Consider the following 25,800-nt stretch of genomic DNA (forward strand, 5'->3'; position numbering starts at 1 on the left):
TGAACATAGTCTTTTTTGGCGGTGCTCTTCACAGCGTGGGCATCCCCACTGTTTTGATACGGAGATATTGGAATGACTGAAGAAAAGAAAAAGAACGCGATCAACCCGAAGCTCGTGCGCACTTTTGCCAAGGCGATGTGGTCGGCAGACGTGGCCGAGCAAAAATTCGAAAACGCTGAGGCACGCCAGGCCGCCTTCAAGGCGACGGCGAAGGATTATGGCAAGAAAGCCCGCGTCATCATCCGACAGCTTCAGAAAGCTGGCGCCGAGATTTCCATCAAGGAATCCGAAGCGGCCTGAGGGGATCCTCACGGCAAGATAGGCACGACGTAATGGCCGCGCGCTGACAGGTGTGCGGCCATGATCAATAGATGCGTGGAGGGACGCCGCAGGCAAGAGGTGGTTTTGCTGTGTTTTCTCCTCCGCTCTTGACTGTTTCTATAAAGGAAAATCCCATTGGGCGGCGAGAACGATTACCCCACTTTGGTGGTCCACATAGGTTCCGGGAAGACGGGTACAACGTCTATCCAAGGCGCCTTGAAGGACAAACCAGTCGTTCTGCGCAAACAGAAGGTAGCTTACCTGGGATTGATGCTGGAAGAACTGCGCGAGGCAGATGGCTACGCATGGGCCAAATCCAGCGCTCCCAACACTTTCCTTTCCAGCAAGGTCGACGATGAGGAAGCTGAGGTTTTCTTCGGCGCATTGATGAAGGGCCTCGCCAGGTTGCGACGCAACGGCATCGAGAAAGCCCTTATCATCAACGAGGCCTTTCTCGGCCGGAACCGCAGGATCCTTCCGCTTCTGAAACGGGTGCAGGATGCAGGCGTTCCAATGGAGATCCACTGCTACATACGGCGACCGGATAAATGGGCGACCAGCGCTTACTTGCAGTTTGGGTTGAAACACAAGTCAAAGGGGCCGCTACTGACCTTTGAGCAATGGCTTCAGCGCTTCGAGGAAAGCGGTGATTTTCTCGTAAAGCTTCAAGAGTGGGAAGAGGCGTTCGGCAGCGATCTTCGTGTTCACAACTTTGAAGCCGCAGGCAATGTTGTTGATCATTTCTTTTCCGTGATTGGGATCGACCTTCGTGATGCGCGCCAATCCAACCCTTCCCCTTCAAATGCAGCGCTCGCCAGCTGGGCGGTGTTTAACGCCATGCAAAAAGGTCGGGTCTTTCCGTCGGCTTTCCGACGGGTGGCGCGTCAGCTTGGCATTGCCGACCAGGTTGGACAGAAAGAGGACACCAATTTTCCGTTGCCGCCCGTGGACGAGCTCCTCCCCACAGCGAAGCAGTTAACGAAACTGCAGGTGGAGAAGCAGGGATATCTCGACTATGTAAACCGCCTCATTGAGCGCAGCGGAGAGCCGCCGCTTGAGTTTTCACAGGTCGCAACCAAGGAGGTCTCCGTCGACCCCTGGGAGATGAACCAGCTTCAGCTTCGAATGATTTTCAGCCTCGCCGAGCAGGTCGACGCCCTGCAGGAGCAGGTAAAAGAGTTGTCCGCTGCAGAGGCCGCGCCCCGCCGCAAGAAGGGTTCGACCTAGCTTCCGGAACCGGCTTTTTGCCCCTCCCGGGAAAAAGTGAGATGCCGCGAAAAAATCCCCCCGATCAACGTTTTTTTCGCTTGAACTCCCTTGGGGGCTCCAATACATACCCGCTCACGGAACGACGCAGCGGCCCACGCCGCACCGGTTGCTCCGAAAATGATGGGGCCTTAGCTCAGCTGGGAGAGCGCCTGCATGGCATGCAGGAGGTCAGCGGTTCGATCCCGCTAGGCTCCACCATCACCCTCCTTCAGATTTCGACAAACCGTTGAAACCAAGTGGTTTCGTTTGGCAAACACACTCAATTCGCTTGGTCTTGTAGATTAGGTTTGGGTGACGCCGAGCCGTTGCCGACGAGCGGAAACTCGTGAAGCACTCCTTGCCCACCTCAGCATCAGCTGAGACTTCCTGTCATGTCTGGCACCAAACCTCGGCACATTGCAGCCTGCGGCAGCCTGAAGCTGCATGCGCTTTTTCCGGGCCACTTAACGACCCGCCACATTCGGCGTGGCGCAATCTGGCAGAAAATCAAACCAGCAGGTCACGGGGCTCTTAAATGGGATCATGTCGCCTGCGCGTTGCCTTCAGGGGCGATCCGCTCAATCTGGCATAGCTGAAACGCCCGGTCGCGGCACATGAGTCAACAGGGTTTCCCGAAACCGTTTCGTGTTCTAACCTGCCAAAAATGGGAGGAAACATGGCTTCGCTTCGGGAAGTGTTGCGCGCGATCGGCGCTGCGTTGAGGGACGGGCGCGTGCGCAGCGTGCTGGCAATGACCGCCGCCATCGTCGTTTGGGCATCTATTGTCTACCACTTCGTCGAGGGCTGGAGTTGGCTCGATTCCATATATTTTTCGGTGGTCGCCGTTTCCACGGTCGGCTTCGGAGATTTCTCACCCGAAACCGCATTCGGGAAGATCTTTACCATCGGTTACCTCGTGATCGGCCTCGGCGTGTTCGTCGCGATGGTCTCAACGATCGCCGATGCAATCCTCACACAATACAAACAAGACAGAGACGACCCGAAGGGACAGAACGCCAAAAGGTGAACCGCCAAAACTCAAGCCCAAGGGTGCATTAGAGATGAAGGCACGCGCCTGCCTTCAATGCTTCATTGCACAGGCCGGGTGACAGCGGGGAAGGAACAGGGAGACGCACATGACAGACAAGACCCAAACTGGAGCAGACAGCCAGGATTCACGCGTGGTGGACCTAGCAATCAGGCTGATGTTCCTCGGGCTGTTCATCTACAGCGCGATCGTGATGGTCACGCCTCTGGCGAGCATCTTCATCTGGGCCGTGATCCTCTGTGTCGCGATCTACCCGGTTTTCGACAAGCTGCAATCGCTTCTGGGTGGCCGCAAATCGCTCGCGTCGACGCTTCTTGTCCTTGTCGGGCTCGCCCTGACGATCGGGCCGATTGCCTCGGCGGTTTCCGGCTTTGCCACCCTTGGCTCGGAGTTCACCGAACAGCTTGCGGCGGGGGAACTTAACCTGCCGCCACCGCCGGAAGGGCTAAATGACTTCCCGCTTGCCGGCCCGCAGATCAAGGAAGTCTGGCTGCTTTTCAACCAGAACCTCGACGTGGCACTTGCCAAATACAGCGAGCCCATTCTCGACATCACCAAATCGCTCTTCGGCAAGGTGCTTGGCGTGGGTGTCGGCCTGCTGGGGCTGGCGCTTTCGGCGATCATCATGGGAGCCCTGCTTTCGCCGGGGCCGACGCTTGTGGTCGGCGTTCAGAGATTTGCCAACAGGATCTTTGCACCGCGCGGAGGGGATTTCGTGCTGATGGCCGGCGCAACGATCCAAAACGTGATGAAAGGCGTCGTGGGTGTCGCCGCGATCCAGGCTTTTGTCGTCTGGCTGCTGCTCACGTTGTTCGGCATCGGCTCGGCCACCACGCTGGCCTTCATCAGCCTGATCCTCTCCATCGTGCAGATTGGCCCGGGCCTCGTTCTGATCCCGGTGATCATCTTCGCCTGGAGTTCGATGTCGGGTGGCTTGGCACTGGTCTTCACCGTGCTTGCGATACCGACGATGATCATGGACAGCTTCCTGCGCCCGATCTTCATCTCGCAAGGCCTGAAAACCCCGATGCTCGTAATCCTGATCGGCGTGCTGGGAGGGGTCATGGCCTATGGGCTGATCGGCATCTTCATGGGCCCCGTCCTGTTCGCCGTCTTTTACGAGCTGTTCACCGTCTGGATCGAAGCTGATCCCGAGGCAGCAGAGACGGGCGTGGAGACGAGCACGGAAACGGGCGACAGCGCGGGCGAAGCCTCATGAAACGCACGATCTGGACGACGGTCGCGATCCTTGCAGTGTTCCTCGCCTGGTACATTGCCGCAGATCGCATGACGCCGATCACTGGCAATGCCCGTGTGAAGGCGGTTGCAACAAGTGTCGTTCCCGAAGTGACGGGCACGGTTGTCGAGGTTCTGGTGGAAAACGGACAGGTCGTCGACGCCGGTGACGTTCTCGTGCGGATCGATCCGCGCAGCTACCAGATCGACCGGGAGAAGGCAGAAGCCGATCTCGCCTCCGCCACACAGGACGTTGGCGCATCTTCCGCGGAGGTCAGCGGGGCGCAGGCCAAGGTGGCGCGGGCGCAAAGCGATCTGGACACGCTGCGCCTGCAGAGCGAGCGTATCTTCGCCCTTGAGAAAAAGGGGCTTGTGACAACCGCCAAGGCCGACGACGCGCGCGGCAAGCTCACAGAGGCCGAAGCCAGTCTTGAGAATGCGCAGGCCGATCTTGAGCGTGCCAAGCAACGGCTGGGCAAGGAGGGCGAGGAGAACGCCAAGATCCAGCGTGCTCTGGCGGCGCTTGCCGAAGCCGATCTGAATCTTGAACGCACCGAGCTCAAAGCCCCTGCCCGCGGTGTTGTTTCGAACCTGCTGATCGCTCCGGGCACCTACGCGCGCTCCGGCAGCGACCTTGTGACCTTCCTCGATGCGACGGATGTCTGGGTGGAAGCCTATCTGACCGAAAACAACCTCGGGCTCGCGCAGGTCGGTGCCCCGGTGGAGGTTGTACTGAACATGCATCCGGGCCGGGTGCTGCAGGGGCGGATCGAAAGCTTCAGCGCAGCAGTGTCGGTGACGGGCTCGGATGCCCCCGGTGCGCTGGCGAGCGCGCCTTCCACGACAGGATTCCTGCGAGAGCCGGAACGCTTCCCTGTGCGCATCGTGCTGCCCGGCTACGAGGCCGGAAGTCTGGAAGATGATCTGCGTCTGCAACTGAACGGTCAGGCGGATGTGATCCTCTATCCGACCGACAACGGCTTCATGAACTTCATCGGGCGGATGTACATCCGTGCCGCCGCTTTCCTCTCCTATGCCTATTGAGGACAAGCGCGCGATCTGGCGGCTGATGCTGGGCACGTCCGTGGTCTTCGGCCTCGGCCTCCTTTTGGACTGGCCGATGGCGTTTCTGGGTGCTGTTTTCACGACGCTGTTTCTTCAAGCGCCCGCCGCCATGCCGGTGAAGGTGTCGGTCAAACTGTTCACCTTCGCGATTGGCGCGATGCTGCTGTCGTGGGTGCTGTTTTCCCTGCTTGTGCCCTACCCGGTGGTCTTCCTTGCGGTGGTCGCACTCGCGATCATGCTGTCCTTCGGCTGGACGATCTCCGGCGCAGGAATCCTGCCCGGTGTCCTTGCCTTGATGGCGGCGATGATGGTCCCCAACATCATCGTGCAATCTGAGGAACTGGCGCTGGTGCTTGTCAGCTGGATCCCGCTCAATCTGCTGATCGCAGGCTTCGCGTCCGCCCTTTGCTTTACGCTGATCCCTGCGCCTCCGCCCAAGGCCCCCCAAGCCAAAGCGCAACCGGCGCAAGCGGATTTCGATCCGAAGCGGCGCTTGCTGCGCATGACGATGGTGACGGTTCCCTTTGCGATCCTCTTTTTCCTGTTGGAATCCTCCGCCCTGCTGGTCCTGTTCTTCGTCGCGCTGCTGAGCCAGCAGCTTGCCGCGATGCCCTCTGCAGGAAAGGCCGTTGCCAAGGGCATGCTGACGGCAAACCTCCTTGGCGCGGCGCTTGCGATGGTGTTTTACGAGATCAACGTGATCGCGCCCTCCGCCATCACAGCGGTTCTTTTGATCGCCCTGCTTTGTGTGACGATGGGCACTTTGGGCAAATCACAACATGCGCTGGCACCCGCGGCTGGGTCGGCCATAACGACTGTGCTTGTCGTCTACGGCGGCTCCATCGCGCCTTTTTCAGACGAGGCCGATGTCAAAAGCCTTGTCCGCGTCATTCAGATCGGGGCTGCGGCGAGTTTTGTGATCCTCGCCTATCTCGTCGTCGACGAATTCCTCCCGGAACGCAAATTTGCAGAGGGCGTCGCGAACAAACCCGCTTAGACGGCGGCTGCAGGCTCGGTCTGCACGGGGTTCGGGCGCGGCGTAAAAGCCAAGCGAATGTGAAACTCAGTCAAACACGACACGAATGGGCGCTTGCCCTAGTATTTCATCCAGTTCCGTCGGTGACGTGTGCCCATAGCCGGGATCATTGGCCAGGCCTCTTCCAATCAACTGAACGACTTCTGGCGAGCCCGCGTATTTGGAATGACTTCCTGACGAAGAGTCGGCGATCTCCGACAGGTCAATTGCGGTCACTCCAAACTGTGAGAGAAACTCGATATCGCTGGCCCCAACTCGGGGGACGCCGCCCGCCAAGCGGCGCGAAACCTTCAGCGCCGCATCGTCCTGTGACAGCAACACATAGAATCGCGCACGGTCCTCGCCGATCTGGGCCATTTGCGTCTGGAACAGATCCACGTCGATGTCAGGTGCCGCGAGGACGACCGCCTTCAGGCGACCAATACTGCCCAGTCTGCCGTTTTGCGCCTGGTCGAGAACGGCCTCCATCGTGAGCAAGGTTCCCATCGAGTGTGCGAAGATATCAAACCCATTCGCGTCAGTTCTGGCGAGCAACTCCCCCGCCTCGATCAGCTTGGGGCGCGCCACCAGCGCACTGTTCAGATCGTAGACATATCGCGTGGTTTTACCGGCGGACGCCCAGGAGAAAAGGACCGGAACGCCCTGGAAACCGGTGTCCTCTACAAACTGCCCAACCCTAAGCAGCGCATCGCTGGCCGTATTGTTAAAGCCATGAACGAAGAAAAGAATGTCGCGGTCTTTTGGCGGGCGCTTGGCAAGCTCTCTGTTGATCGATGCAATGAAGGCTTCGTCGCTTCCAAAGGTCGCCGGATCAACGATCGCGAATTCCGTCCGCGGGTCCGGTGGCAAACGGCTTGGCCGTCTTAGCTCCCCGGCCACATGGGAGGGCGGAATCGAGACCGTCACTGACGCAAGGCCTAGCTCCGGCGCCCGTTGGCCAGAATAGAACGCCCCCACCATTTCGGAGGATTGACGGGTTGTCGCGATAAAGACTTTGTGCCTCTTGGCCTGTTCCACGGAAGCGGCAGGCGCTTCAGGATTGTCGATCCCGATCAACTCCGGCGGAGGGCTACAGGAGGCGAGCAGCCAAAAAGTCAAGATCCCCGCGCAGCAGGCTTTCGCATAATGGACACCTGCCAACTTCCCAATCATCGCCTTTACCCCGTGGAATTCGCCTCTTTTTCTTAACGATAGCAGTCAATCTACCAAAAATCATCCGTCCTTTCTGTGCCACTATGCCGACCTCTTCTGACGCGAAACTGGTTAGCCGATGTCGGATGTAGTAATCATCTTTGGCCTTAACTGATCAGGGCAAGAACGGCAGTTCTCGTGACCGCGTCAACCGGCATAGAAAGCGCGTCCCGCCGGAAAGCGGTCTTTGACCGCAGGGCCGAATTGCAGCGTGTAAATTCACTTGAGCGCCATTTTTCGTTCGCTACAGATAGTCCGCAGTCTGCGTGCCTAGCGCAGGTGCCGCGCGTGATGCGGTAAGGGTTGCGCCATCAATGCGGATCGGGCAGCGCGTGGTGCGCAGGCTTTGGCCCTCCCCAGCATCCACCGTTTGCACCATGTCCAGCGCCGCGAATCCTTCCGTCGCCGTCAGTGCTGGCCAGTCCAGAACTTCGGCGCACCAGATGTCTTCGGGTTCAAGCCGGGCCAGCCAATGGGCCACCGACTCACTCGCCAAGTGATCACGCAGGATCGCCTTGATCGCATCGCGCCGCGCGAAAGCATCATCGGCAAAAGGCAGGATCGCCGGGCAGTCCAGCAACCGGGCCAGCGTGTCGATCGGGGCCATGGCCAGTGCGAGGTGTCCGTCGGTGCAGGCGTAGAGGCCGTAAGGCGCGGCCACGGTGGCATTGGCATTGCTGACCGCGCTGCGGGTTGGCATCGCGCCATCGCCGTTCAGGTAGCTTGTGAACAGCTCAAACTGCATGTCGATGGCGGAGGAGAGCAGATCCACCTCCACAAGCGCGCCCTGCCCCGTCGTGCCCCGGCGCAGGAGTGCGGCGAGGATGCCCTGCACAAGGTGATTGCCGCAGGTGATGTCGAGCACGGCAAAGCCTGCGGGCACCGGGCCGTCGCCGCCATCGCCCGAAAGCCACGCCATGCCGGAAAGCGCCTGCACCAGTAGATCCTGCCCGGGCTTCGCCACCCACGGCCCTTGCCTGCCATAACCGCTGACCTCGCCGTAGATGATGCCGGGGTTGAGCGCTGCCACCGCATCATAATCCAGGCCGATCCGCGCCATCACGCCGGGGCGGAAGTTGTGGATCATCACGTCTGCCGTGGCGATTAGCGCTTTCAGCTTCTCCAGATCGCCCGTGTCCTTCAGATCGGCCGCGACGCTGGACTTGTTGCGGTTGATGGTGTGAAACAGCAGGCTGTCAGGCCCCAGTTTCTGGCCTGCGATCACTAGGCCGCGGCACAGATCCCCCACGCCGGGGCGCTCGATCTTGATCACCTCCGCGCCAAGATCAGCGAGCCGGAGGGCCGCCATCGGCCCCGCAAGAAACTGGGCAAAATCCAACACGCGCAGGCCTTCCAGCGGTTTCATCAGCCCGATTCCTTTCCCTTTTTCAACTTTTCACGCGGAGAGGCCTGTCAGGCGTCATCCACGCAGACTTGCCGCTGCTGCCCCAGCCCCTGAATGCCCAGTTCCACCACGTCCCCGGCTTTCAGGAAGCGCGGCGGGGTGAAGCCCAGCCCCACGCCCGGCGGCGTGCCGGTGGAGATCACATCTCCCGGATGCAGCGTGAAAAACTGGCTCAGGTAGCTGATCAGATGCGCTACGCCATAGACCATGGTGCGGGTAGAGCCGTCCTGCACGCGTTCGCCATTCACAGAGAGCCACATGGCAAGATCCTGAGGATCGCCCGCTTCATCCGGCGTCACCAGCCAGGGGCCGATCTGGCCGAAGTTGTCGCAGCTCTTGCCCTTGGACCACTGCCCCTGCCGCTCGATCTGGTAGGCGCGCTCGCTCACATCGTTGATCACACAGTAACCCGCGACATGATCCAGCGCCTCGGCCTCGCTCACGTATTTCGCGGGCTTGCCGATCACCACACCAAGCTCCACCTCCCAGTCGGTTTTCTCGGAGCCGCGTGGGATGATGATCGGATCATCCGGTCCGCAGATCGCGCTGGTGGCTTTCATGAAGAGCACCGGCTCGCTGGGCACCTCCATGCCGCTTTCGGCGGCGTGATCGGCGTAGTTCAGCCCGATGCACATGAATTTCCCGGTGCCGCCGACACAGGCCCCGATACGCGGATTGCCCTCCACGAGCGGCAACTGGGACGGATCCAGCCCTTTGAGCCGGTCCAGATGGCACAACACATCGCCCGCGATGTCGGAGATGATCCCGGAGAGATCCCTGATCTGGCCGTCGGCATCCACAACGCCGGGTTTCTCGGCCCCGCGCACACCGTAACGCACTAATTTCATTTGTGTTCTCCTCTCTGCCTCAGATCGCCCAGCCGCCGTCGATCACATGGGCTTGGCCCGTTGTGTAGGCGCTTTCGTCGGAGGCGAGGTAGGTCGCCAATGCGGCGATTTCCTCGGCCTTGCCGATGCGCCCCATGGGTTGGCGGGCGATGAAATCGCGCATCGCCTTCTCGTAATCGCCCGTCGCGCGCAGGCGTTCGTGCAGGGAGGGGCTCTCCACGGTGCCCGGGCAGATCGCGTTGCAGCGGATGCCTTTGGTGACCCATTCCGCCGCCACGGCCTTGGTGATCCCGATCACGGCGGCCTTGGAGGCGGTATAGGCAAAGCGGTTCTGCGTGCCGGTGACGGACGACAGCACCGAGGACATGTTGATGATCGAGCCGCCCCCGTTGTCCAGCATCGCCGGCAGGAAGGCGCGGATCATGCGGTATTGCGCCTTGGCGTTCAGTTCGAAGGCGAAATCGTAATCGGCCTCGCTGCACTCCAGCACCGAGCCCGCATGGACAACGCCCGCGCAGTTGAACAGCGCATCAAGGGGGCCAAGCTCTCCGGCCAGTGCCGCGATCTGGGCGGCGTCGGTCACATCCAGCCGCCGGGGTGTGATGCCCGCGATGCCCTCCAGATCCGCAAGCGCGGCTTCGTTGATGTCGGCCGCGATCACGTCAGCGCCTTCAGCGGCAAACATCTCCGCACTTGCGCGGCCGATGCCCTGCCCGGCGGCGGTGATCAGGGCCTTTTTTCCGTCCAATCGTTTCACGTATGCTCTTCCTTCTTTTTGCGGGCCAGTGATCCGGGCCAATTCGGATCAGGCGATCTTGGGCAGACAGGCGGGGCCTGTCGGTGTGAAGCTTTTGTAGGTCAGGATGAACTCCTGATGGCCGAGGCTTTCGGAGCAGGTTTCTTCCCCCGCAGCCGTTGCCATGATGCGCGTCAGGATCTCTTCGGCAACCTCGGAGAGCGTCTTTTCGCCCTCGATCACCGCGCCCGCGTTCACGTCCATGTCGCCCGCGAGCGCGCGGTAGGTGTCGGGGTTGGCGCAGATCTTGATCACCGGCGAGAGGGCCGAGCCCACAACCGAGCCGCGCCCGGTGATGAAAAGCGTCAGATGCGCGCCGGAGGCGATCATCTCCACGATCTCGGCGTTGTCCGCGATGTTGGGAAAGCCGAAGCGCACCTCGCCATCTGGCACCACGTCCATCAGGTAGAGCCCGCCCGTGGGCGGCATGTCACCGGGCTTTATGATGCCGCTGATCGGCGAGGCGCCGGATTTCACGTAGGCTCCGAGGGATTTCTCCTCGATCGTGGACAGCCCGCCGGTGGCGTTGCCCGCCGCGAAACTGCCGTAGCCGAGCGTTTCATAGTAGCGCGCGGCCTTGGCGACGCAGGCTTTCAGTTCTTCGGCCAGTTCCGGCGTGGCGGCGCGCTCTGCCATGATGTGCTCGCAGCCGATCAGCTCGCCGGTTTCCTCGAAGATGCAGGTGGCCCCCTGCTGCACCAGCGCGTCAAAGGCCAGACCGGCGGCCGGGTTGCCGGAAATGCCCGAGGTGCCATCGGAGCCGCCGCAGATCGTGGCGACGGTCAGATCGCTCACCTTCATCGGCACGCGGGGCACGTCGGCAATCGCCTCCAGCGCCTGCGCCACGAAGGCTGCGCCCTTACGGATGGTTTCGCGCGAGCCGCCAGCTTTCTGGATCACCAGCGTTTCCACAGGGCGGCCCGTGGCTGCGATCACCTCTTCAAGCCGGGAACGGTTGAAGCTTTCGCAACCAAGGCTCACCAGCAACACCGCGCCCACGTTGGGGTGGGTGCAGAGCTTTTCCATCATCGCCTGCGCGTAGTCATTGGGGTAGCAGCCGGGGAAGCCGATCAGGTGGACGGGCTGGCCGCGGAACTCCGCCACCACTTGGCGCGCCACGAAATGCGCGCATTCCACCAGATAGGCCACGGCCACCACGTTGCGGATGCCCTTGCGCCCATCGCTGCGCGCGTATCCCAATAGCTCAGTCATGGCTCAACCCCGCCTCCTCGGCCCGGTAATGCGTGGCCGTGTAGCGGCTGCGGATGTTGTGGACATGGACATGCGCGCCCGCCGGAATGTCCTGCGTCGCCTCGCCGATGGGCATGCCGTATTTCACCACCAGCGCGCCGGCGGGGATGGGCTGATCGGCCACCTTATGGGCCATGGAAACATCCGTGAGCGTCACCACGCCGCCTGCCCCGGCAAGCGCTGTGCCCGCGGGCGCGGCGCGCAGGGCGACCTGCACGTTATCTGTGGGCGAAAGCTTTAGAAACGCGCTCATGCCGCCCCCTTCATCTTCGCCAGCAGGATGTGATCGGTGGCCAGCACCACCTGATCCTCCTGATTGAGCACTTCGCAGGTCTCGATCACCTGCCCCATCCCTGCGCGTTTGACGTCGGGCTCCTTGCGGGTGATGGTGACGCGGGTGCGGATCGTGTCGCCGATGTGCACCGGGCGGATGAAACGCAGCCTGTCGTAGCCGTAGGAAAAGGCCTGCGGGTTGATCACGCTAGCCGTCATGCCGATGCCGATGGAGAAGACCATCGTGCCATGGGCGATGCGCTGCCCAAACGGCTGCGTGGCGCACCAGTCGGCGTCCACGTGGTGGGGGAAGAAATCCCCAGTGTGGCCCGCGTGGACGACGAAATCCGTCTCCGTGATCGTGCGCCCGAGCGTTTCGCGGGCATGGCCGATCTCGTAATCCTCGTAGTAGATGTCTTCGGTGTGCATGGCGGCCTCAGGTTTCCGGCGTATGGGCGGCGGGATCGCGGTATTTCACCGTCTGGATATGCTCGGCATAAAGCGCCAGCTCGCCTTCGTTCTTGAACACTTCATAGGAGACCTTCACGAGGCCCATATCCTTGTATTTGGGGCGCTTTTCGAGGTTTGTGCGTACGGTGTGGATGGTGTCTCCGATGAAGACGGGCTTGATGAAGCGCAGCTTGTCGTAACCGTAGCTGAAGGTGTTGACGTTGTTATGCGCCATCAGCCCCAGCCCGTAGGCAAAGACCATCGCGCCGGCCACCAACCGCTTGCCGAAAATGCCTTCTTCGGAGGTGAAGATGTCGTCCGCCACGTAAGGGTGATTGTCCATCACGAGGCTGTTGAAGAGCATCGCCTCGCCTTCCGAAATGGTGCGCCGGATGGAGCGCCATTTCTGGCCCGGCTCGAAATCCTCGTAGAGCCATGTTTCCACGTTGAAGAGCGGGATATCCTCGGGGCTGTCGCCTTCGGCGTAGTAGCTTTTCGGGCTCATCTTGCGCTCCTTTCCTAAGGTTTCACGGCCAGCGGCGTGGCCGGAGCGGCGCTGCTTTCATAGGCGGCTTCCACCAGCGCCATCGTGTGCCAGGCGTCCTCCACGCTGCTGATCAGCGCGTCTTCCTCGCCGGTGGCGAAGCGCTGAAGCTGGCTCATGCGGGAGGCGAAAGCGTCGGGAAACCACGCGCCGGTGAGTGGCACCGCCTGCCAGCCGTCGCCGGTGTTCAGTTCCAGAATGTCGGGCTCGCCGCGCGGGTAGTCGAGGTTGACGCCTAGTTGCAGGTAGGCCGCTCCCTCGCTACCGCAGATGCGGAACTCGCAAGCCTGATGACGGCGGCCGAAGGCGTGGTTGTGGTTGATCGAGAGCGCGCAGCGGATGCGTTCGCCGTAGTCCAGAATGGCCGCCGTGCGCGTCTGGGCGATCTTGCTTGAGGGGTGGCCGATGGATTTGGCGTGCACGCCTTCGGGATTGCCCAGCAGGCTGCGGATGACATCGAGGTAATGGATCGAATGCAGCGAAAGCTCCACGCGGGGCAGCGGCTCAAGGAACTTCCACAGGCCCCAGGGCGTATCCAGCGCCAGCCAGGCGTCGAAATCCAGCACCTCGCCCAGAAGGCCCCGGTTCACCGCATCTTGCAGGGCCAACATCATCGGCGCGAAACGCAGCTGGAAATTCACCGCCGCCTTGAGGCGTTTTTCGCGGCAGATCTGAAGAATTTCCGTCGCCCCGGCCAGATCGCTGCCCATGGGCTTTTGCAACAGAACGGGCGCTTCATCGGGCAGGAGCCGCAGGATCCCGGCGTGGGCATCGGGTGGCGTGGCCAGATCGAAGAGCGCGCCGGGGTGCGCGGCGGCGGCTTGCGGCGTGTCAAAGGCGATCAAGCCATGAGCGGCGGCGAGCGTCCCGGCCTTTTCAAGGTCAGGGTCATAGATCCCCGCCACCGCGTAGCCCGCCTTGGCGTAGGCGGGCAGATGGGCGTCCGTCACGATGGAGCCCGCCCCGAAGATCACGATGGGGCGCGGACGGCTGGCCTTGGGCCAATGCTGTTGCAGATCGTCAAACATGGCTCACTCCAAATGGAAGACTTCATCCATCATCGCCCACCACTCGCCCTCCTTGCGGGTATCAAGCGGCACCTGGCAGGGCATGCAGACATCCCACCAGCGCTGGGTTTCGGGATCGGCGGCCATCTTCGCGGCGTCAGCGGCGAAATCGGAGCCGTGGTATTCCCAGTACCCAAACAGGATGTTCTCGGGTTCTTTTAGGAAGATCGAGTAGTTGCGGATGTTGCAGGCAGAGATCATCGCCAGCACACCGGGCCAGACATCGGCGTGCAAGCGTTTGTATTCCTCCACCTTTTCGGGAGCGAGCCCGATTATCATACCCATGCGTTGCATCAGGTTGCTCCTTTCCCGAAGCTGTGGCTCAGGCCCTCGATGCGGCAGGCATCAATGGCCTGGAAATCCCAGGCGATGCCGAGCCCCGGCGCATCGCTGGCATAGGCGCGGCCCTGCTCCATGCGCATCGGCTCGGTGGTGAGGCTGTCAAGCTGCGGGATGTATTCGAGCCACGGCGCATTGGGGATCGCGCAGACGAGGCTCACATGCAGCTCCATCAGGAAATGCGGGCAGACGGGCACGTTGAAGGCTTCGGCCAGATGGGCGACCTTCATCCACGGGGTGATCCCGCCGATGCGGGCCACATCCACCTGCACGATGTCGGCGGCGCCGGCGGCGAGGTAATCCTTGAACTGACTGAGGGAATACATGCTCTCGCCCACGGCGATCGGCACCGATGTGGAGGCCGCGAGCCGCGCGTGCTCCAGCAAGTCATCAGCCGGTAGCGGCTCTTCGAACCACGCGATGCCCTGCTCTTCCAACACCCGCGCACGGCGGGCGGCCTCGGCCCCGGTGAGGCTCTGGTTGGCGTCCACCATGATCTCGTAAGCTGGGCCGACGGCGTTACGCACCGCCGCGAGCCGTTCGCGATCCTCGCTTAAGTGAGGGCGACCGATCTTGATCTTGGAGCCTGCAAACCCCTTGGCCTGCGCGTCCAATGCATCGGCCACCAGATCCTCGGTGGGGATATGCAGCCAGCCGCCTTCGGTGGTGTACATCGGCACGCTGTCCTTCGCGCCGCCGAGCATCCGCCAGAGCGGAAGATCCGCCCGTTTGCAGCGCAGATCCCAAAGCGCGGTGTCGATCGCAGCCAGCGCCAGCGAAGTGATCACGCCGACGCTGGTGGCATGGGTGGAGAACAGCAGATCGCGCCAGATGCGCCCGATCTCCTCGGCCTCGCGCCCGATCAGCTGCGGCACCAGCGTTTCCTTCAGAAGGCTCATAACGGCGGGGCCGCCCTGCCCGATGGTGTAGCTGTAGCCGACCCCTTGCGCGCCGTCAGAATCCGTGATGCGCACGAAGGGCGTCTCCTGCGAGACGAAACTCTGGATCGCATCTGAGCGCCGCACCTTGGGCTTCAGGTCGTTCATCCAGATCTCGACATGTTCGATCTTGGCCATTTCGCTTACCTCAGGCTGGCTTCACTGGCGGCATCGAAAAGATGGCAGCGCATCAAATCAAGCTGGAAGGGCAAAACCTCGCCATCCCGGATGGGGCGCGGATTGAGCATCTTGGCCTGCACCTCGTTTCCGGCCAGCGTGGAAAAGAGCAGCGTTTCGGTACCCAGCGGCTCCGAGAGGTTCACCTTCATGTCGAAGGCCGCGTGCTGGCCCTCCATCGGCAGGGAATGGCCGCGCGGCATCAGGTTGTCGGCCCGAAAGCCAAGGATCACCGCCTGCCCCTCGCGCACCTTGCCTTCAAAGGCGGTGGGCAAGGCCACGGTGGGGCCGTTTTCAATGGCCACCGCACCGTTCGTGATGGTGGCGGGCAGAAGGTTCATTGGCGGGGAGCCGATGAAGGTCGCCACGAAGGTGTTCACCGGGTTCTCAAACACCTCCAGCGGCGTGCCGACCTGCTCGATATAGCCGTCGCGCATGATCACGATGCGGTCGGCGAGCGTCATCGCCTCCACCTGATCGTGGGTCACGTAGACGATGGTGGATTGCACCTTCTGGTGCAGCTTCTTGATCTCTGTGCGCATCTGGGTGCGCAGCTTGGCGTCGAGATTGGAGAGCGGCTCATCGAACAGGAAGACCTCGGGGTGGCGCACAATGGCGCGGCCCATGGCAACTCGCTGGCGCTGCCCGCCCGAAAGCGCGCCGGGCTTGCGGTCCATGTAATCGCTCAACGACAGGATATTGGCAGCCTCCGCCACCGCCTTGTCGATCTCGCCTTGCGGCTTGTTGGCGATTTTCAGCGAGAAACCGAGGTTCTCGCGCACCGTCATATGCGGGTAGAGCGCGTAGTTCTGGAACACCATGGAGATGTTGCGGTGGCGGGGCGGCAGATCGTTGACCACCCGATCCCCGATGGAAATCTCGCCGCCCGAGATCGCCTCAAGCCCGGCGATCATCCGCAGCGTGGTGGATTTGCCGCAGCCCGAAGGGCCGACGAGCACGACGAACTCGTTGTTGGCGATCTCAAGATCGATGCCGTGAACGACTTCCAGCGCTCCGTATTTCTTCACGACGCTGCGCAGTTGGACCTGGGCCATGTCTTATCCTTTCACGCCGCCGAAGGTGAGGCCGGCAATGAGGTGTTTCTGAACGATGAAGGTGAGGATGAGGGCGGGGATGATCATCAGCACGGCCAATGCGCACATGCCCCCCCAGTTGATGGTGAATTCGCTGGTGAAATCCCGCAGGCCCACGGGCATCGTCTTGGAAAAGGTCGAGCGGGTGAGCTGGCTTGCGAGCGCATACTCGTTCCACGAGGTGAGGAAGGCGAAGATCCCGGCAGAGGCGATCCCGGCGCGGGCGACGGGGAACTCCACCTTCCAGAAGGCCTGCCAGCGGGTGCAGCCATCGATCTCGGCGGCTTCGGCCAGCTCGATGGGCACCTGACGGAAGAAACCGTCAATCAGCCAGATCGTGAAGGGCACGTTCAGCGCCACATAGACGAGGATCAACCCGAGGTGGGTGTCGATCAGCCCGGTTTTCGCCATCACGATGAACAGCGGCAGCGAGAGCGACACGCCGGGCACCGCGCGGGTGAGCATGAGGCCGATGAAGATCCCGGCCTTGCCCTTGAACTTGAAGCGCGCAAACGCGTAGCCCCCGGCCATGCCCACGAGGATGGCGATCACGGTGGAGGTGACGGAGATGATCAGCGAGTTGGTGAAATACTGCACCACCGGCACGCCGCCCTCGCCCACCGCGCCGAACATGGCGCGGTAGTTGTCGAGGTTCAGCTCCGACGGGATCCAGACTGGCGGCTTGGCCATGATCTCTACCGTGGGGCGGAAGGAGTTGAGCACGATCCACAGGCCGGGCACGCAGATGATGGCCATGGCGATGAAGAGCGCGAAGAGGTGGAGCGCCTTCAGGATGCGCGCCTTGATGCGGTGTTTGAGGTTCTCGTTCATGGCGCGCCCCTAGCCCCCCATGCCCAGCTCGGCGCGCGCGGCGTTGAGCTTGCGGAAGAAGTAAACGGTGAAGAAGATCGCCAGAAAGATGGAGATGTAGCCCATCGCGTTGGCGTAGCCCATGCGGGCATCCACGTAGCCGGTGCGCCCGATCAGCGTCCAGAGAAGCTCGGTGCGCCGCGCGGGGCCGCCGTTCGTCATGATCTGCACGATGTCATAGGCGCGGGCCACGTCCAGCGAGCGGATGGCGAGCGCGATATAGATGAAGGGCATGATGAAGGGCAGCGTGATGTGGCGGAAGGTCTGCCACGGGGTGCAGCCGTCCACGGTGGCAGCCTCGATTGGATCGCGCGGCACCGCGAAAAGCCCGGCAAGGATCAGGATCGCGAAGACGGAGGTGGAAGACCACATCTCGGCCACGAGGATCGAGAAGAAGGCAAGCTTGCCGTCCACCAGCCAGGGGATCGCCTGATCGGTGAGCCCCAGCGATTGCAGGGCGTTGTTCACGAGGCCGACGTTGTCGTTGAAGATGAACTTGAACTGAAACCCCACGAGGATCGGCGAGAACATCATCGGAAACATCATGATGGTGCGCAGGGAGCGCTGGCCCCATGTGACCTTGTTCACCAGAAGCGCCAGCCCCAGCCCCATCAGCATTTCAAGGTTCAGCGCGATGGTGAGCAGCAGCACAGTGCGGCCGAAGGCTGTCCAGAAATGGATGCTGGTGAGCGCCTTTTCGTAGTTGGCAAAGCCGATCCAGCGATAAAGCGAGTCCGGCCGCGTCAGGCGGTAGGGGGTGAAGCTCGAATAGAGCGACAGCAGCAGCGGGATCAGCACAACAGCCGCGAGGATAATGACCGCAGGCAGCAGCAGGACAAACCACGCCGGTGGCTTCAGTCGGGACATCGGCCAAACTTTCCTGATTGGGGTGTCTGTAGGGTGCGTGTCGGCAGGCGGCGCGGGAGATCCGCCGCCTGCCGGATCAGGTGAGGCGCTTAGTAGACGCCTTCCTCCTGCATCAGCTCGTCAACCGCGTCGGCTGCGGTCTGGAGCGCGTCTTCCACCGATTTGTCGCCAAGGATCGCGGCTTGAAGCTCGGGGTAGATGAGGTTCGTGGCTTCGATCCAGTAGGGCGTCTGCGGGGCCGGGAAGGCGTGGCTGGCCGCCGCCTGGAAAGCTTGCAGCACTTCGGTGCGATAGGCATCGCCCTCGGCACTGGCCACCACATGCTCCCAGACCGCCGTGCGGGTGGGCAGCGGGCCTGCCGCGCTTTCAAGCTTCTGGCTGTCTTCGTTGGTCAGCCAGTCCACCAGCGAGGCGGCGGCCTCCTTGTGCTCGCAAGACTCCGTGACGGAGAAGCCATGGTGCCCAGACCAACCGGTGCGTGCGCCGGAGGAGCCTGCAGGCTGCACTTTCACGCCCACATTGCCAGCGGCCTTGGAGCTGTCGGTGCCGTTGAAGAAGCCCGCCCAGCCCGGCCAATCCAGATTGAGCGCGATGGTGCCGGAGGCAAAGCCCTGCCCGAGGTCATCCCAGAGGTAGGAGGTGGTGCCCGGCGGCACGGCGCCTGCTTCGTAGAGATCCACGAACCACTGCAGTGCCCGCGCGCCCGCGTCGGAGTTGAACGCCGGGGACCAGTCTTCGTTGAACAGCTGGCCGCCCTCGGCCACCACCATTTCGTAGAAGCGGCCCACGATGGCTTCGTCCTTGCCTGCGTATTGCGTGCCGTAGAAATTGGGCGCATCGGTGAAGAAGATCGCCTGTTCCTTCACGTCTTCCCATGTGTCGGGCGGAGTCAGATCCTTGCCCGTCTTCTCCTTGTAGGCCGCCTTGTTGGCTTCATCCTCGTAGATGTCTTTCAGGTAGTAGAGCGCCGATACGTCGAACTGTGCGCGCGGCAGCATCACCAGCGCGTCGCCGATCTTGGAGGCTGCCATGTTGGCGGGCACGAAGCCGGCCATGGTTTCCTCGGAGAGATAGGGCGTCAGGTCGGTGTAGAGGCTCGGGTATTGCGAGGCGAAGGACGAGTGGTTGGAGCCGACGCACCAGCCCAGCGTGCCGGCGGCGAGGTCGGATTTGAACTCCTTGTCCAGCTCGAAGTGGTTCTTCTTGCTGATCACTTCCACGGTCGCGCCCGTCGCTGCCTCCCACTCGGCGATGCGCGCATAAAGCGCCTCATATTGCTGCCCGCCGATGAGTTTGGCCTGCAGCGTGATCCCGTCAAATTCTGCCGCGCCCGCAAGGCCCGCGGCCATCGACAGCGCCGTTGCACCAAGCAACACGTTGATTCCAGAGCGTTTCATCAAGTTCCTCCCATGATGACGAGCCTTCGGTTTGGATGTCTTGCCGGCCCGTAGCGTGTTTTATGGATAAACTTGACTTTCATATTTAGTCAATGCTTATCTTCCTCAAGGGCAATTACCCCATCGGAGGACCCATGCTTTTCGACACGCATCTGCACCTGATCTACCCGGAACGCCTGAGCTATCCGTGGCTTGCCGACGTGCCCGCGCTGGATGCGCCCAGCCGCTTTGACAGCTACACGGTGCTGGCCGGGCGGCTCGGGATCGCCGGCTGCCTGCACATGGAGGTGGATGTCGCCGAATCGCAGATCGCGGCGGAGACCGATCTGGTGGAGGAGCTGATGGCGGCCCCCGGCTCCCTGATGCGCGGCGCGATCTCCTCCTGCCGCCCGGAGAGCGAAGGTTTCGCCGCCTTCCTTGAAGCCGCGCAGGACCGCGCCGCGATCAAGGGCTTCCGCCGTGTGCTGCATGTGGTGGAGGATGCGCTCAGCACCACGCCCCTGTTTCGGGACAACGTGAAACGGCTCTCGGGCACCGGGCTGACCTTCGATCTCTGCGTCCTGCCCCGCCAGCACGGGATCGTGGTGGAACTGGTGGATCACTGCCCCGATGTGACCTTCATCCTCGATCACTGCGGCGTGCCCGATATCGCGGGCGGGGCCTATGAGAGCTGGAAAGAGGGGCTGTTGCGGCTGGCCGAGCGCCCCAACGTGATGGCCAAGATCTCGGGCGTCGTCGCCTATGGTGACCCCGAGCGCTGGAGCCTCGCCGATCTGCGCCCCTATGTGGAGACGACGGCGGCCGTCTTTGGCCCAGACCGGCTTGTCTGGGGCTCCGATAGCCCTGTATGCAATCTGGGCGGCGGGCTGCCCACATGGGTGGCCGCCACCCACGCCCTGACCTCCGGTTGGAGCGAGGCCGAGCGCGCGGCGCTCTACGCGGGCAACGCCCGGCGGATTTGGAACCTGTAAGGCGGGCTGTGATGGACAAGGTGGTGCGCGAGACGACGGCGCGGTTAGAAAGCGGCAAATACAGCGCCCCGGCGCTCTCCAAGGGGCTCGACATCCTCGAACTGCTGGCCGAGGAGCCGCGCGGCTTCAAGAAAAGCGAGATCGCGGCGGCGCTGGATCGCTCCCTTTCCGAGATTTTCCGCATGCTCACCGTTTTGCAGGAACGCGGCTACGTGATGCTGGACCCGGACAGCGAGCGCTACACGCTCACCATGCTGCTGTTTGAACTGGCCCACCGCCACCCGCCCACCAAGCGCCTCACCCGGCTGGCCGGAACGATCATGGAAGAGGTCGCGCAGGAAACGAACCAATCGGTGCATCTGGCGATCCTGCACGGCAGCAACATCCTTGTCATCGCCCAGACGGACCCGCCCGGCAACAACATCACCTCTGTGCGCCTCGGCGCGCGGGTGCCGATCGTGGTGACGGCCTCCGGCGCGGTGCTGACCTATGCTTATGAGCCGGAGCGCCGCGAGGAACTGCTCGCCCGCATCCCCGGCGTGAAACCCGCCGACCGCAAGAAATTCAACGAAAGCGTCGCGCAGGCGGAGACGCTGGGCTACTGCGAAAGCCCCTCAATGGTGATCGAAGGGGTGCACAATATCTCGGTGCCCGTCTTCTCCTACGCGGGCGAGGTGATCGCGGCGCTGACCATGCCTTACATCCGGCGGCTGACGGAAAAGGGCGATCCGGATTTCGCCTCCTGCAAGAAGATCCTGATCGACGCCAGCGCAGCGCTTTCGGTGAAACTCGGCGCCGGGGCCGCCGCGCCGGGAGCAGGAGAATGAGCGCGCCGCGGCTTCACACGAGCGCTGAGCCGATCACCCTGCGTGGCATGACATGGTCCGACCCGCGCGGCTATGATCCCGTCGTGGCGGCTGCAGAGGCCTTCATGCGGGCCAATCCCGGCGTCACGATCACATGGGACAAACGCTCGCTGCAGGGGTTTGAAAGCACCCCGGTGGATGAACTCGCCGCCGCCTATGACCTGATGGTGATCGACCACCCCCACACCGGGATCTGCGTGGCAGAGGGCTGCCTGCTGCCGCTGGATGCATGGCTCCCCCCAGAGGTGCTGCAGGCGCTGGCCAATGAGACCGTGGGCAAGAGCTACGTGAGCTACACGCTGCAGGGCCACCAATGGGCGCTGCCCATCGATGCCGCCACGCAGGTGCAGGCCCACCGCCCCGACAAGGGCGCGCGCGCCGCCACATGGGCCGAGGTGATCGCGGCAGCCCAGGCGGGTGAGGTGATCCTGCCCCTGCGGCCCCCGCATGGGCTGATGTGCCTCTACACCCTGGCCGCCAATATCGGGCAGCCCTGCGGCTCTGCGCGCGATGAGCTTCTGCCCCGCGCCACCGGGCTTGCCGTGTTCGAGGCCCTGCTGGCCGTGAGCCGCCACCTTGATCCGGCATGTTTCGGGATGGACCCGATCGCCGCGCTGGATGCGCTCTGCGAAGAAACGGGCCGCCTGCGCCTCGCCCCGCTCACCTATCTTTACAAGGGCTACGCCAACGCGGGCTACCGCGCGAAACCCGTGGCCTTCACTGACATCCCGACACTGGGCCAGAGCGGCCCCATCGGCTCGGCCCTTGGTGGCACCGGCATCGCCGTCTCTCACCGCTGCACGCACCCGGCACTGGCCGCAGGCTTTGCCGGCTGGCTCGCCGGGGCGGAATGTCAGCGCGGGCTTTATGCACAAGCCAACGGCCAGCCGGGCAACGCGGTGGCCTGGGCGGATGCAGAGGTCAACGCCCCGGTGAAGGGCGCGTATTTTGACACCCGGGCCACCCATGAATCCGCCTGGCTGCGCCCGCGCCACGCGGGCTACATGGGCTTTCAGGAAGACGGCGGCACGATCGTGACAGAGGCCCTGCAGGGCAAGATCGCCCCCGAGGCCGCCCTTGATGCGCTAAACGCCCGTTTCGCCGCCAGCTTCCCCATCGACTGAAAGAGCCGACATGACATCAACCGCCCCCCTCGCCGGCCTCAAGGTGCTGGATTTCAGCCAGTTCCTCGCCGGGCCCTACGCCTCGCTGCGGCTCGCTGACCTTGGCGCAGACGTGATCAAGGTGGAGCGCGCCGGGACAGGGGATCTGTCGCGCTATCTCTATGTCTCGGAGGTGCGGATCGACGGCGAAAGCACGATCTTTCACGCGATCAACCGGGGCAAACGCTCGATCTCTGCCGATCTGCGGCAGGAGGCCGACCGCGAAAAGATCTGGGCGCTGATCGATGAAGCGGATGTGGTGATCCAGAACTTCCGCCCCGGCGTGATCGAACGGCTGGGCTTTGGCCCTGAGGTGGTGCGCGCGCGCAAGCCTTCTATCGTTTATGGCTCGATCTCGGGCTATGGCAGCGGCAACCAGTGGCAGGGGCTGCCGGGACAGGACCTGCTGGCGCAGGCGCGCTCAGGCATCATGTGGCTTTCGGGCGGCGCAGCGGATGGCCCGGTGGCTCTTGGCCTGCCCGTCGCCGACATCCTCGCAGGCGCGGCGCTGGCCCATGGCATCCTTGCGCTTCTGGTGCGGCGCGGGATCAGCGGTGAAGGCGGGCTGGTGGAAACCAGCCTCATCGAGGCGATCTGCGATCTGCAGTTCGAGCTGCTCACCACCCATTTCAACGACGGCGGCCAGCCGCCCCAGCGGCCCGGCAACTTCCCCGCCCATGCCTATCTGGCCGCGCCCTACGGCGTCTACCGCACGGCGGATGGCCATGTGGCCATCGCGATGAACAGCCTAGACAAACTCGCCGCCTGCCTCTCGCTCGATGCGCCCTTCTCAGGCCTTGACCCCTTCCGCCACCGCGACGCGATCAAGGCGGAACTGGCGATCCATCTGGAGACCGAACCCACCGACCACTGGATCAGGATTTTCGTCGCCGCCGACATCTGGGCCGCGCCGGTGCTGGACTGGAAAGGGCTTGTGGAGTCCGGCGTGCTGCAATCGCTGGACATGCTGGGCGAAACCACGCGCGGCGGCCAGTCCATGCAGATGCTACGCAGCCCGCTGCGCATCGACGGTGCCCGCGCCAGCACCGACACGCCCGCGCCCTACCTTGGCGGCCCCGCGCCAGCATGGGGCCGTGACGAAAGCTGACGGGCCGAAAAGTGCCTTCAGGCTTCGTCCTCGAAGAAATCGGGGTTCTGCGCACGGGCTTCGTCGAGCGTCTGGTGGATCGCGCCAATATGGCTGCGCAGGCGCTCTTCGGCCTTGGCCGCATCGCCCTCGATGATCGCCGACAGCAGCGCGCCGTGCTCGCCCAACACCTTGTGCCGCCGCTCCGCCGAGAGCGTGATGTAGCGGACGCGGTCCATATGGGCCTTCTGCTCCTGGATCAGCACCCAGGCATGGGGGTGGCCCGCGATCTGGCAGAGCTTTTCGTGCAGCGCCTCGTCCAGCGCGTGAAAGCGGGCCGGATCCGGGTTGGCCAGCGCCGCCTCCTGGCTAGCGAGATTGGTTTTCAGCGCGTTCACATCGGCAGGCGTCAGGTTGCGCATCGCCTCGCGCAGGCATTCGACCTCCAGCGCGATCCGGGTGAAAACGGCATCCTGCACCGCCTTTTTGGAGATCCGGGTGATCAGCGTCGCCCGTTGCGGCCGGATCGACAGGAACCCCACCTTCGAGAGCCGAAAGAACGCATCGCGCACCGGCTGGCGCGAGACATCAAGCCGCCGGGCGATCTCGGCCTCCGAGACTTTCGAGCCCGGGGGCAGCTCCAGCGAGATCACGGCATCATAAAGCGCCTGATAGACCTGTTCCGTCGCGGAATTGGCGGCGGCGGGCAAAGGGGCGATCAGGGGATCTTTCATAGGGGCTCCGTGGGGCGATTGATCACGGGAAACCTAGTGCAGAATATATTTTGACACAACTAATAAACTAGCATATCAGTTTTTCAACGCGACGCGCAGAAGGCCCCCACATGCCCCTCACCGATCCCGACAGGTTGTTCCCCGCAGAGCCCGGCCAGCGCGCCCTTGCGCGCGCGCTTTATGAAAGCGTCGCTGGCTTGCCGATCATCAGCCCGCACGGCCATTGCGACCCAAGCTGGTTTGCGCAGAATGCGCGCTTCCCGAACCCGGCAGAGCTCTTCGTGGTGCCTGATCACTACGTCTTCCGGATGCTGGTGAGCCAGGGCGTTTCGCTCTCCGATCTAGGCGTGCCACGCGTGGATGGCGGCGCGGTCGAGAGCGATCCGCGCAAGATCTGGGCGCGGTTTGCGGCCAACTACCACCTGTTCCGCGGCACGCCCTCGGCCATGTGGCTCGATCATTCCTTCGAGCATGTCTTCGGCATCGACGAGATCCTGCGCCCCGAAACCGCCGCCGCCACCTATGATCACATCGAAGCCTGCCTCGCGCAGGAGGCCTTCCGCCCGCGCGCGCTGTTTGAGCGGTTCAACATCGAGGCGCTGGCCACCACCGAAGGCGCGCTGGACGATCTGGCCCACCACAAGGCGATCCGCGAGAGCGGCTGGCAGGGCCGCGTGATCACCACCTACCGCCCCGATGCCGTGGTGGACCCGGAGTTCGAAGGCTTCACAGCCAATGTGGAAGCGCTTGGCGCGCTCACCGGCGAAGATACCGCCAGCTGGCAGGGCTACCTCGCCGCCCACCGCGCCCGCCGCGCCTTCTTCCGCGCCCATGGGGCGACAGCCACCGACCACGGCCACCCCTCCGCCCGCACCGAGGATCTGGGTGACGCGGCGGCGGCGGCGCTTTTCGCCAAAGTGCTTTCAGGCGCGTTCACCGCTGAGGAGGCCGATGCTTTCCGGGGCCAGATGCTCACCGAAATGGCGCGTATGAGCCTTGAGGACGGCATGGTGATGCAGATCCACGCCGGATCGCGCCGCAACCATTCCGTTCGTGTCTTCGCCGAATTCGGCCGCGACAAGGGGTTCGACATTCCGGGCCGCACCGATTTCGTGGGCGCGCTGAAGCCGATGCTCGACGCAGTCGGCATGGAGCCCGTCCTCACCATCCTGCTTTTCACCTTGGACGAAACCACCTACGGCCGCGAGTTGGCCCCGCTGGCCGGCGCCTACCCTTCCTTGCGCCTTGGCCCGCCGTGGTGGTTCTTCGACAGCTTCGAGGGCATCCGCCGGTTCCGCGAAGCCACCACCGAAACCTGCGGCTTCTACAACACCGCAGGCTTCAACGACGACACCCGCGCCTTCTGCTCCATCCCCGCCCGGCACGATGTCTCGCGCCGTTCGGATTGCGCCTATCTCTCTTCGCTCGTGGCCACGGGCCGCCTGCGCGAGGCCGAGGCCTTCGAGGTGGCGCAGGATCTGGCCTACGGGCTGGCCAAGGCCGCCTACCGCCTCTGAC

27 protein-coding genes and 1 tRNA gene are annotated in these 25,800 nt (G+C 63.0%); 12 read left to right on the forward strand and 16 right to left on the reverse strand.

Annotation, left to right across the window (positions count from 1 at the left end; genetic code table 11):
• The first annotated feature begins 72 nt into the window (after window positions 1–72).
• The 7 genes from KVX96_RS14435 (at window position 73) to KVX96_RS14465 (ending at window position 5,915) form a co-directional block, all read left to right on the forward strand.
• Complete coding sequence (locus KVX96_RS14435; protein WP_261195253.1) at window positions 73–300, forward strand: hypothetical protein; 228 nt, start codon at window positions 73–75, stop codon at window positions 298–300.
• 156 nt (window positions 301–456) lie between these two features.
• Entirely contained in the window at window positions 457–1,548 is a 1,092-nt protein-coding gene (locus KVX96_RS14440) for a hypothetical protein (RefSeq protein ID WP_261195254.1), read from the forward strand.
• A 164-nt stretch (window positions 1,549–1,712) separates the two neighbouring features.
• Window positions 1,713–1,788: transfer RNA gene (locus KVX96_RS14445), tRNA-Ala, on the forward strand.
• Window positions 1,789–2,233: 445 nt separating this feature from the next.
• On the forward strand, window positions 2,234–2,596 hold the full coding sequence (locus KVX96_RS14450) for a potassium channel family protein (RefSeq protein ID WP_261195255.1): 363 nt from the start codon (window positions 2,234–2,236) through the stop codon (window positions 2,594–2,596).
• A 109-nt stretch (window positions 2,597–2,705) separates the two neighbouring features.
• On the forward strand, window positions 2,706–3,836 hold the full coding sequence (locus KVX96_RS14455; protein ID WP_261195256.1) for an AI-2E family transporter: 1,131 nt from the start codon (window positions 2,706–2,708) through the stop codon (window positions 3,834–3,836).
• Complete coding sequence (locus KVX96_RS14460; RefSeq protein WP_261195257.1) at window positions 3,833–4,897, forward strand: HlyD family secretion protein; 1,065 nt, start codon at window positions 3,833–3,835, stop codon at window positions 4,895–4,897. The genes KVX96_RS14455 and KVX96_RS14460 overlap by 4 nt, the downstream gene beginning before the upstream one ends.
• A gap of 25 nt (window positions 4,898–4,922) precedes the next feature.
• Window positions 4,923–5,915 (forward strand): DUF2955 domain-containing protein, encoded by a 993-nt coding sequence (locus KVX96_RS14465; RefSeq protein ID WP_261195258.1) that lies wholly within the window; start codon window positions 4,923–4,925, stop codon window positions 5,913–5,915.
• A 66-nt stretch (window positions 5,916–5,981) separates the two neighbouring features.
• On the opposite strand, the gene KVX96_RS14470 is transcribed toward KVX96_RS14465, so the two are convergent.
• The 15 genes from KVX96_RS14470 to KVX96_RS14540 all read right to left on the reverse strand — a co-directional run bounded on the left by KVX96_RS14470 (window position 5,982) and on the right by KVX96_RS14540 (window position 19,461).
• Window positions 5,982–7,106 carry an alpha/beta hydrolase gene (locus KVX96_RS14470; RefSeq protein WP_261195260.1) on the reverse strand — a complete coding sequence of 375 codons (1,125 nt, stop codon included), beginning with the start codon at window positions 7,104–7,106 and terminating at the stop codon, window positions 5,982–5,984.
• Window positions 7,107–7,389: 283 nt separating this feature from the next.
• The gene (locus KVX96_RS14475) at window positions 7,390–8,511 is read right to left on the reverse strand and encodes a CaiB/BaiF CoA transferase family protein (RefSeq protein WP_261195261.1); all 1,122 of its coding nucleotides are present in this window, start codon (window positions 8,509–8,511) and stop codon (window positions 7,390–7,392) included.
• 47 nt (window positions 8,512–8,558) lie between these two features.
• A complete protein-coding gene (locus KVX96_RS14480; RefSeq protein ID WP_261195262.1) occupies window positions 8,559–9,398 on the reverse strand; it encodes a fumarylacetoacetate hydrolase family protein in 840 nt (279 codons plus the stop codon).
• Window positions 9,399–9,417: 19 nt separating this feature from the next.
• Window positions 9,418–10,155 carry an SDR family oxidoreductase gene (locus tag KVX96_RS14485; RefSeq protein ID WP_261195263.1) on the reverse strand — a complete coding sequence of 246 codons (738 nt, stop codon included), beginning with the start codon at window positions 10,153–10,155 and terminating at the stop codon, window positions 9,418–9,420.
• Window positions 10,156–10,203: 48 nt separating this feature from the next.
• Window positions 10,204–11,406 (reverse strand): UxaA family hydrolase, encoded by a 1,203-nt coding sequence (locus KVX96_RS14490; RefSeq protein ID WP_261195264.1) that lies wholly within the window; start codon window positions 11,404–11,406, stop codon window positions 10,204–10,206.
• Complete coding sequence (locus tag KVX96_RS14495) at window positions 11,399–11,698, reverse strand: UxaA family hydrolase (RefSeq protein WP_261195265.1); 300 nt, start codon at window positions 11,696–11,698, stop codon at window positions 11,399–11,401. Before KVX96_RS14495 ends, KVX96_RS14490 begins: the two co-directional genes overlap by 8 nt.
• Complete coding sequence (locus tag KVX96_RS14500) at window positions 11,695–12,147, reverse strand: MaoC family dehydratase (protein ID WP_261195266.1); 453 nt, start codon at window positions 12,145–12,147, stop codon at window positions 11,695–11,697. The genes KVX96_RS14495 and KVX96_RS14500 overlap by 4 nt, the downstream gene beginning before the upstream one ends.
• Window positions 12,148–12,154: 7 nt before the next feature.
• On the reverse strand, window positions 12,155–12,673 hold the full coding sequence (locus KVX96_RS14505) for a MaoC family dehydratase (protein WP_261195267.1): 519 nt from the start codon (window positions 12,671–12,673) through the stop codon (window positions 12,155–12,157).
• 14 nt (window positions 12,674–12,687) lie between these two features.
• Window positions 12,688–13,740: a Gfo/Idh/MocA family protein gene (locus KVX96_RS14510; protein ID WP_261195268.1), complete on the reverse strand. Its 1,053-nt coding sequence runs from the start codon at window positions 13,738–13,740 to the stop codon at window positions 12,688–12,690.
• A gap of 3 nt (window positions 13,741–13,743) precedes the next feature.
• A complete protein-coding gene (locus KVX96_RS14515; protein ID WP_261195269.1) occupies window positions 13,744–14,064 on the reverse strand; it encodes an L-rhamnose mutarotase in 321 nt (106 codons plus the stop codon).
• Between the two features lie 8 nt (window positions 14,065–14,072).
• On the reverse strand, window positions 14,073–15,194 hold the full coding sequence (locus KVX96_RS14520) for a mandelate racemase/muconate lactonizing enzyme family protein (RefSeq protein ID WP_261195270.1): 1,122 nt from the start codon (window positions 15,192–15,194) through the stop codon (window positions 14,073–14,075).
• A gap of 5 nt (window positions 15,195–15,199) precedes the next feature.
• Window positions 15,200–16,288 (reverse strand): ABC transporter ATP-binding protein, encoded by a 1,089-nt coding sequence (locus KVX96_RS14525; RefSeq protein WP_261195271.1) that lies wholly within the window; start codon window positions 16,286–16,288, stop codon window positions 15,200–15,202.
• Window positions 16,289–16,291: 3 nt separating this feature from the next.
• Window positions 16,292–17,158 (reverse strand): carbohydrate ABC transporter permease, encoded by an 867-nt coding sequence (locus KVX96_RS14530; RefSeq protein ID WP_261195272.1) that lies wholly within the window; start codon window positions 17,156–17,158, stop codon window positions 16,292–16,294.
• 9 nt (window positions 17,159–17,167) lie between these two features.
• Window positions 17,168–18,064 carry a carbohydrate ABC transporter permease gene (locus KVX96_RS14535; RefSeq protein ID WP_261195273.1) on the reverse strand — a complete coding sequence of 299 codons (897 nt, stop codon included), beginning with the start codon at window positions 18,062–18,064 and terminating at the stop codon, window positions 17,168–17,170.
• Between the two features lie 89 nt (window positions 18,065–18,153).
• Window positions 18,154–19,461: an ABC transporter substrate-binding protein gene (locus KVX96_RS14540; RefSeq protein ID WP_261195274.1), complete on the reverse strand. Its 1,308-nt coding sequence runs from the start codon at window positions 19,459–19,461 to the stop codon at window positions 18,154–18,156.
• Between the two features lie 134 nt (window positions 19,462–19,595).
• On the opposite strand from KVX96_RS14540, the gene KVX96_RS14545 reads away from it, so the two are divergent.
• The 4 genes from KVX96_RS14545 to KVX96_RS14560 are packed head-to-tail and all read left to right on the forward strand — an operon-like array spanning window position 19,596 to window position 23,569.
• Window positions 19,596–20,432 (forward strand): amidohydrolase family protein, encoded by an 837-nt coding sequence (locus KVX96_RS14545; protein WP_261195275.1) that lies wholly within the window; start codon window positions 19,596–19,598, stop codon window positions 20,430–20,432.
• A gap of 11 nt (window positions 20,433–20,443) precedes the next feature.
• A complete protein-coding gene (locus KVX96_RS14550) occupies window positions 20,444–21,259 on the forward strand; it encodes an IclR family transcriptional regulator (protein ID WP_261195276.1) in 816 nt (271 codons plus the stop codon).
• On the forward strand, window positions 21,256–22,422 hold the full coding sequence (locus KVX96_RS14555; protein ID WP_261195278.1) for an extracellular solute-binding protein: 1,167 nt from the start codon (window positions 21,256–21,258) through the stop codon (window positions 22,420–22,422). Before KVX96_RS14550 ends, KVX96_RS14555 begins: the two co-directional genes overlap by 4 nt.
• 10 nt (window positions 22,423–22,432) lie before the next feature.
• Window positions 22,433–23,569, forward strand: coding sequence for a CaiB/BaiF CoA transferase family protein (locus tag KVX96_RS14560; protein WP_261195279.1), 1,137 nt, complete (start codon window positions 22,433–22,435; stop codon window positions 23,567–23,569).
• Between the two features lie 17 nt (window positions 23,570–23,586).
• Here KVX96_RS14560 and KVX96_RS14565 read toward each other — a convergent pair whose 3' ends face one another.
• Window positions 23,587–24,282 (reverse strand): GntR family transcriptional regulator, encoded by a 696-nt coding sequence (locus tag KVX96_RS14565; RefSeq protein ID WP_261195280.1) that lies wholly within the window; start codon window positions 24,280–24,282, stop codon window positions 23,587–23,589.
• 110 nt (window positions 24,283–24,392) lie between these two features.
• Here KVX96_RS14565 and uxaC point away from each other — a divergent pair, with 110 nt between their 5' ends.
• Window positions 24,393–25,799 (forward strand): glucuronate isomerase, encoded by a 1,407-nt coding sequence (gene uxaC, locus KVX96_RS14570; protein ID WP_261195281.1) that lies wholly within the window; start codon window positions 24,393–24,395, stop codon window positions 25,797–25,799.
• The last annotated feature ends 1 nt before the right edge of the window (window position 25,800 follow it).

This window comes from Pseudoruegeria sp. SHC-113 (assembly GCF_025376885.1).
GTDB lineage: Bacteria > Pseudomonadota > Alphaproteobacteria > Rhodobacterales > Rhodobacteraceae > Pseudoruegeria.

Coding starts and splice junctions, on each gene's coding strand:
- KVX96_RS14435 (WP_261195253.1), top strand. CDS start 73: ATGACTGAAGAAAAGAAAAAGAACGCGATCAACCCGAAGCTCGTGCGC.
- KVX96_RS14450 (WP_261195255.1), top strand. CDS start 2,234: ATGGGAGGAAACATGGCTTCGCTTCGGGAAGTGTTGCGCGCGATCGGC.
- KVX96_RS14455 (WP_261195256.1), top strand. CDS start 2,706: ATGACAGACAAGACCCAAACTGGAGCAGACAGCCAGGATTCACGCGTG.
- KVX96_RS14460 (WP_261195257.1), top strand. CDS start 3,833: ATGAAACGCACGATCTGGACGACGGTCGCGATCCTTGCAGTGTTCCTC.
- KVX96_RS14465 (WP_261195258.1), top strand. CDS start 4,923: ATGCTGGGCACGTCCGTGGTCTTCGGCCTCGGCCTCCTTTTGGACTGG.
- KVX96_RS14470 (WP_261195260.1), bottom strand. CDS start 7,106: ATGATTGGGAAGTTGGCAGGTGTCCATTATGCGAAAGCCTGCTGCGCG.
- KVX96_RS14475 (WP_261195261.1), bottom strand. CDS start 8,511: ATGAAACCGCTGGAAGGCCTGCGCGTGTTGGATTTTGCCCAGTTTCTT.
- KVX96_RS14480 (WP_261195262.1), bottom strand. CDS start 9,398: ATGAAATTAGTGCGTTACGGTGTGCGCGGGGCCGAGAAACCCGGCGTT.
- KVX96_RS14490 (WP_261195264.1), bottom strand. CDS start 11,406: ATGACTGAGCTATTGGGATACGCGCGCAGCGATGGGCGCAAGGGCATC.
- KVX96_RS14495 (WP_261195265.1), bottom strand. CDS start 11,698: ATGAGCGCGTTTCTAAAGCTTTCGCCCACAGATAACGTGCAGGTCGCC.
- KVX96_RS14500 (WP_261195266.1), bottom strand. CDS start 12,147: ATGCACACCGAAGACATCTACTACGAGGATTACGAGATCGGCCATGCC.
- KVX96_RS14505 (WP_261195267.1), bottom strand. CDS start 12,673: ATGAGCCCGAAAAGCTACTACGCCGAAGGCGACAGCCCCGAGGATATC.
- KVX96_RS14510 (WP_261195268.1), bottom strand. CDS start 13,740: ATGTTTGACGATCTGCAACAGCATTGGCCCAAGGCCAGCCGTCCGCGC.
- KVX96_RS14515 (WP_261195269.1), bottom strand. CDS start 14,064: ATGGGTATGATAATCGGGCTCGCTCCCGAAAAGGTGGAGGAATACAAA.
- KVX96_RS14520 (WP_261195270.1), bottom strand. CDS start 15,194: ATGGCCAAGATCGAACATGTCGAGATCTGGATGAACGACCTGAAGCCC.
- KVX96_RS14525 (WP_261195271.1), bottom strand. CDS start 16,288: ATGGCCCAGGTCCAACTGCGCAGCGTCGTGAAGAAATACGGAGCGCTG.
- KVX96_RS14530 (WP_261195272.1), bottom strand. CDS start 17,158: ATGAACGAGAACCTCAAACACCGCATCAAGGCGCGCATCCTGAAGGCG.
- KVX96_RS14535 (WP_261195273.1), bottom strand. CDS start 18,064: ATGTCCCGACTGAAGCCACCGGCGTGGTTTGTCCTGCTGCTGCCTGCG.
- KVX96_RS14540 (WP_261195274.1), bottom strand. CDS start 19,461: ATGAAACGCTCTGGAATCAACGTGTTGCTTGGTGCAACGGCGCTGTCG.
- KVX96_RS14545 (WP_261195275.1), top strand. CDS start 19,596: ATGCTTTTCGACACGCATCTGCACCTGATCTACCCGGAACGCCTGAGC.
- KVX96_RS14550 (WP_261195276.1), top strand. CDS start 20,444: ATGGACAAGGTGGTGCGCGAGACGACGGCGCGGTTAGAAAGCGGCAAA.
- KVX96_RS14555 (WP_261195278.1), top strand. CDS start 21,256: ATGAGCGCGCCGCGGCTTCACACGAGCGCTGAGCCGATCACCCTGCGT.
- KVX96_RS14560 (WP_261195279.1), top strand. CDS start 22,433: ATGACATCAACCGCCCCCCTCGCCGGCCTCAAGGTGCTGGATTTCAGC.
- KVX96_RS14565 (WP_261195280.1), bottom strand. CDS start 24,282: ATGAAAGATCCCCTGATCGCCCCTTTGCCCGCCGCCGCCAATTCCGCG.
- uxaC (WP_261195281.1), top strand. CDS start 24,393: ATGCCCCTCACCGATCCCGACAGGTTGTTCCCCGCAGAGCCCGGCCAG.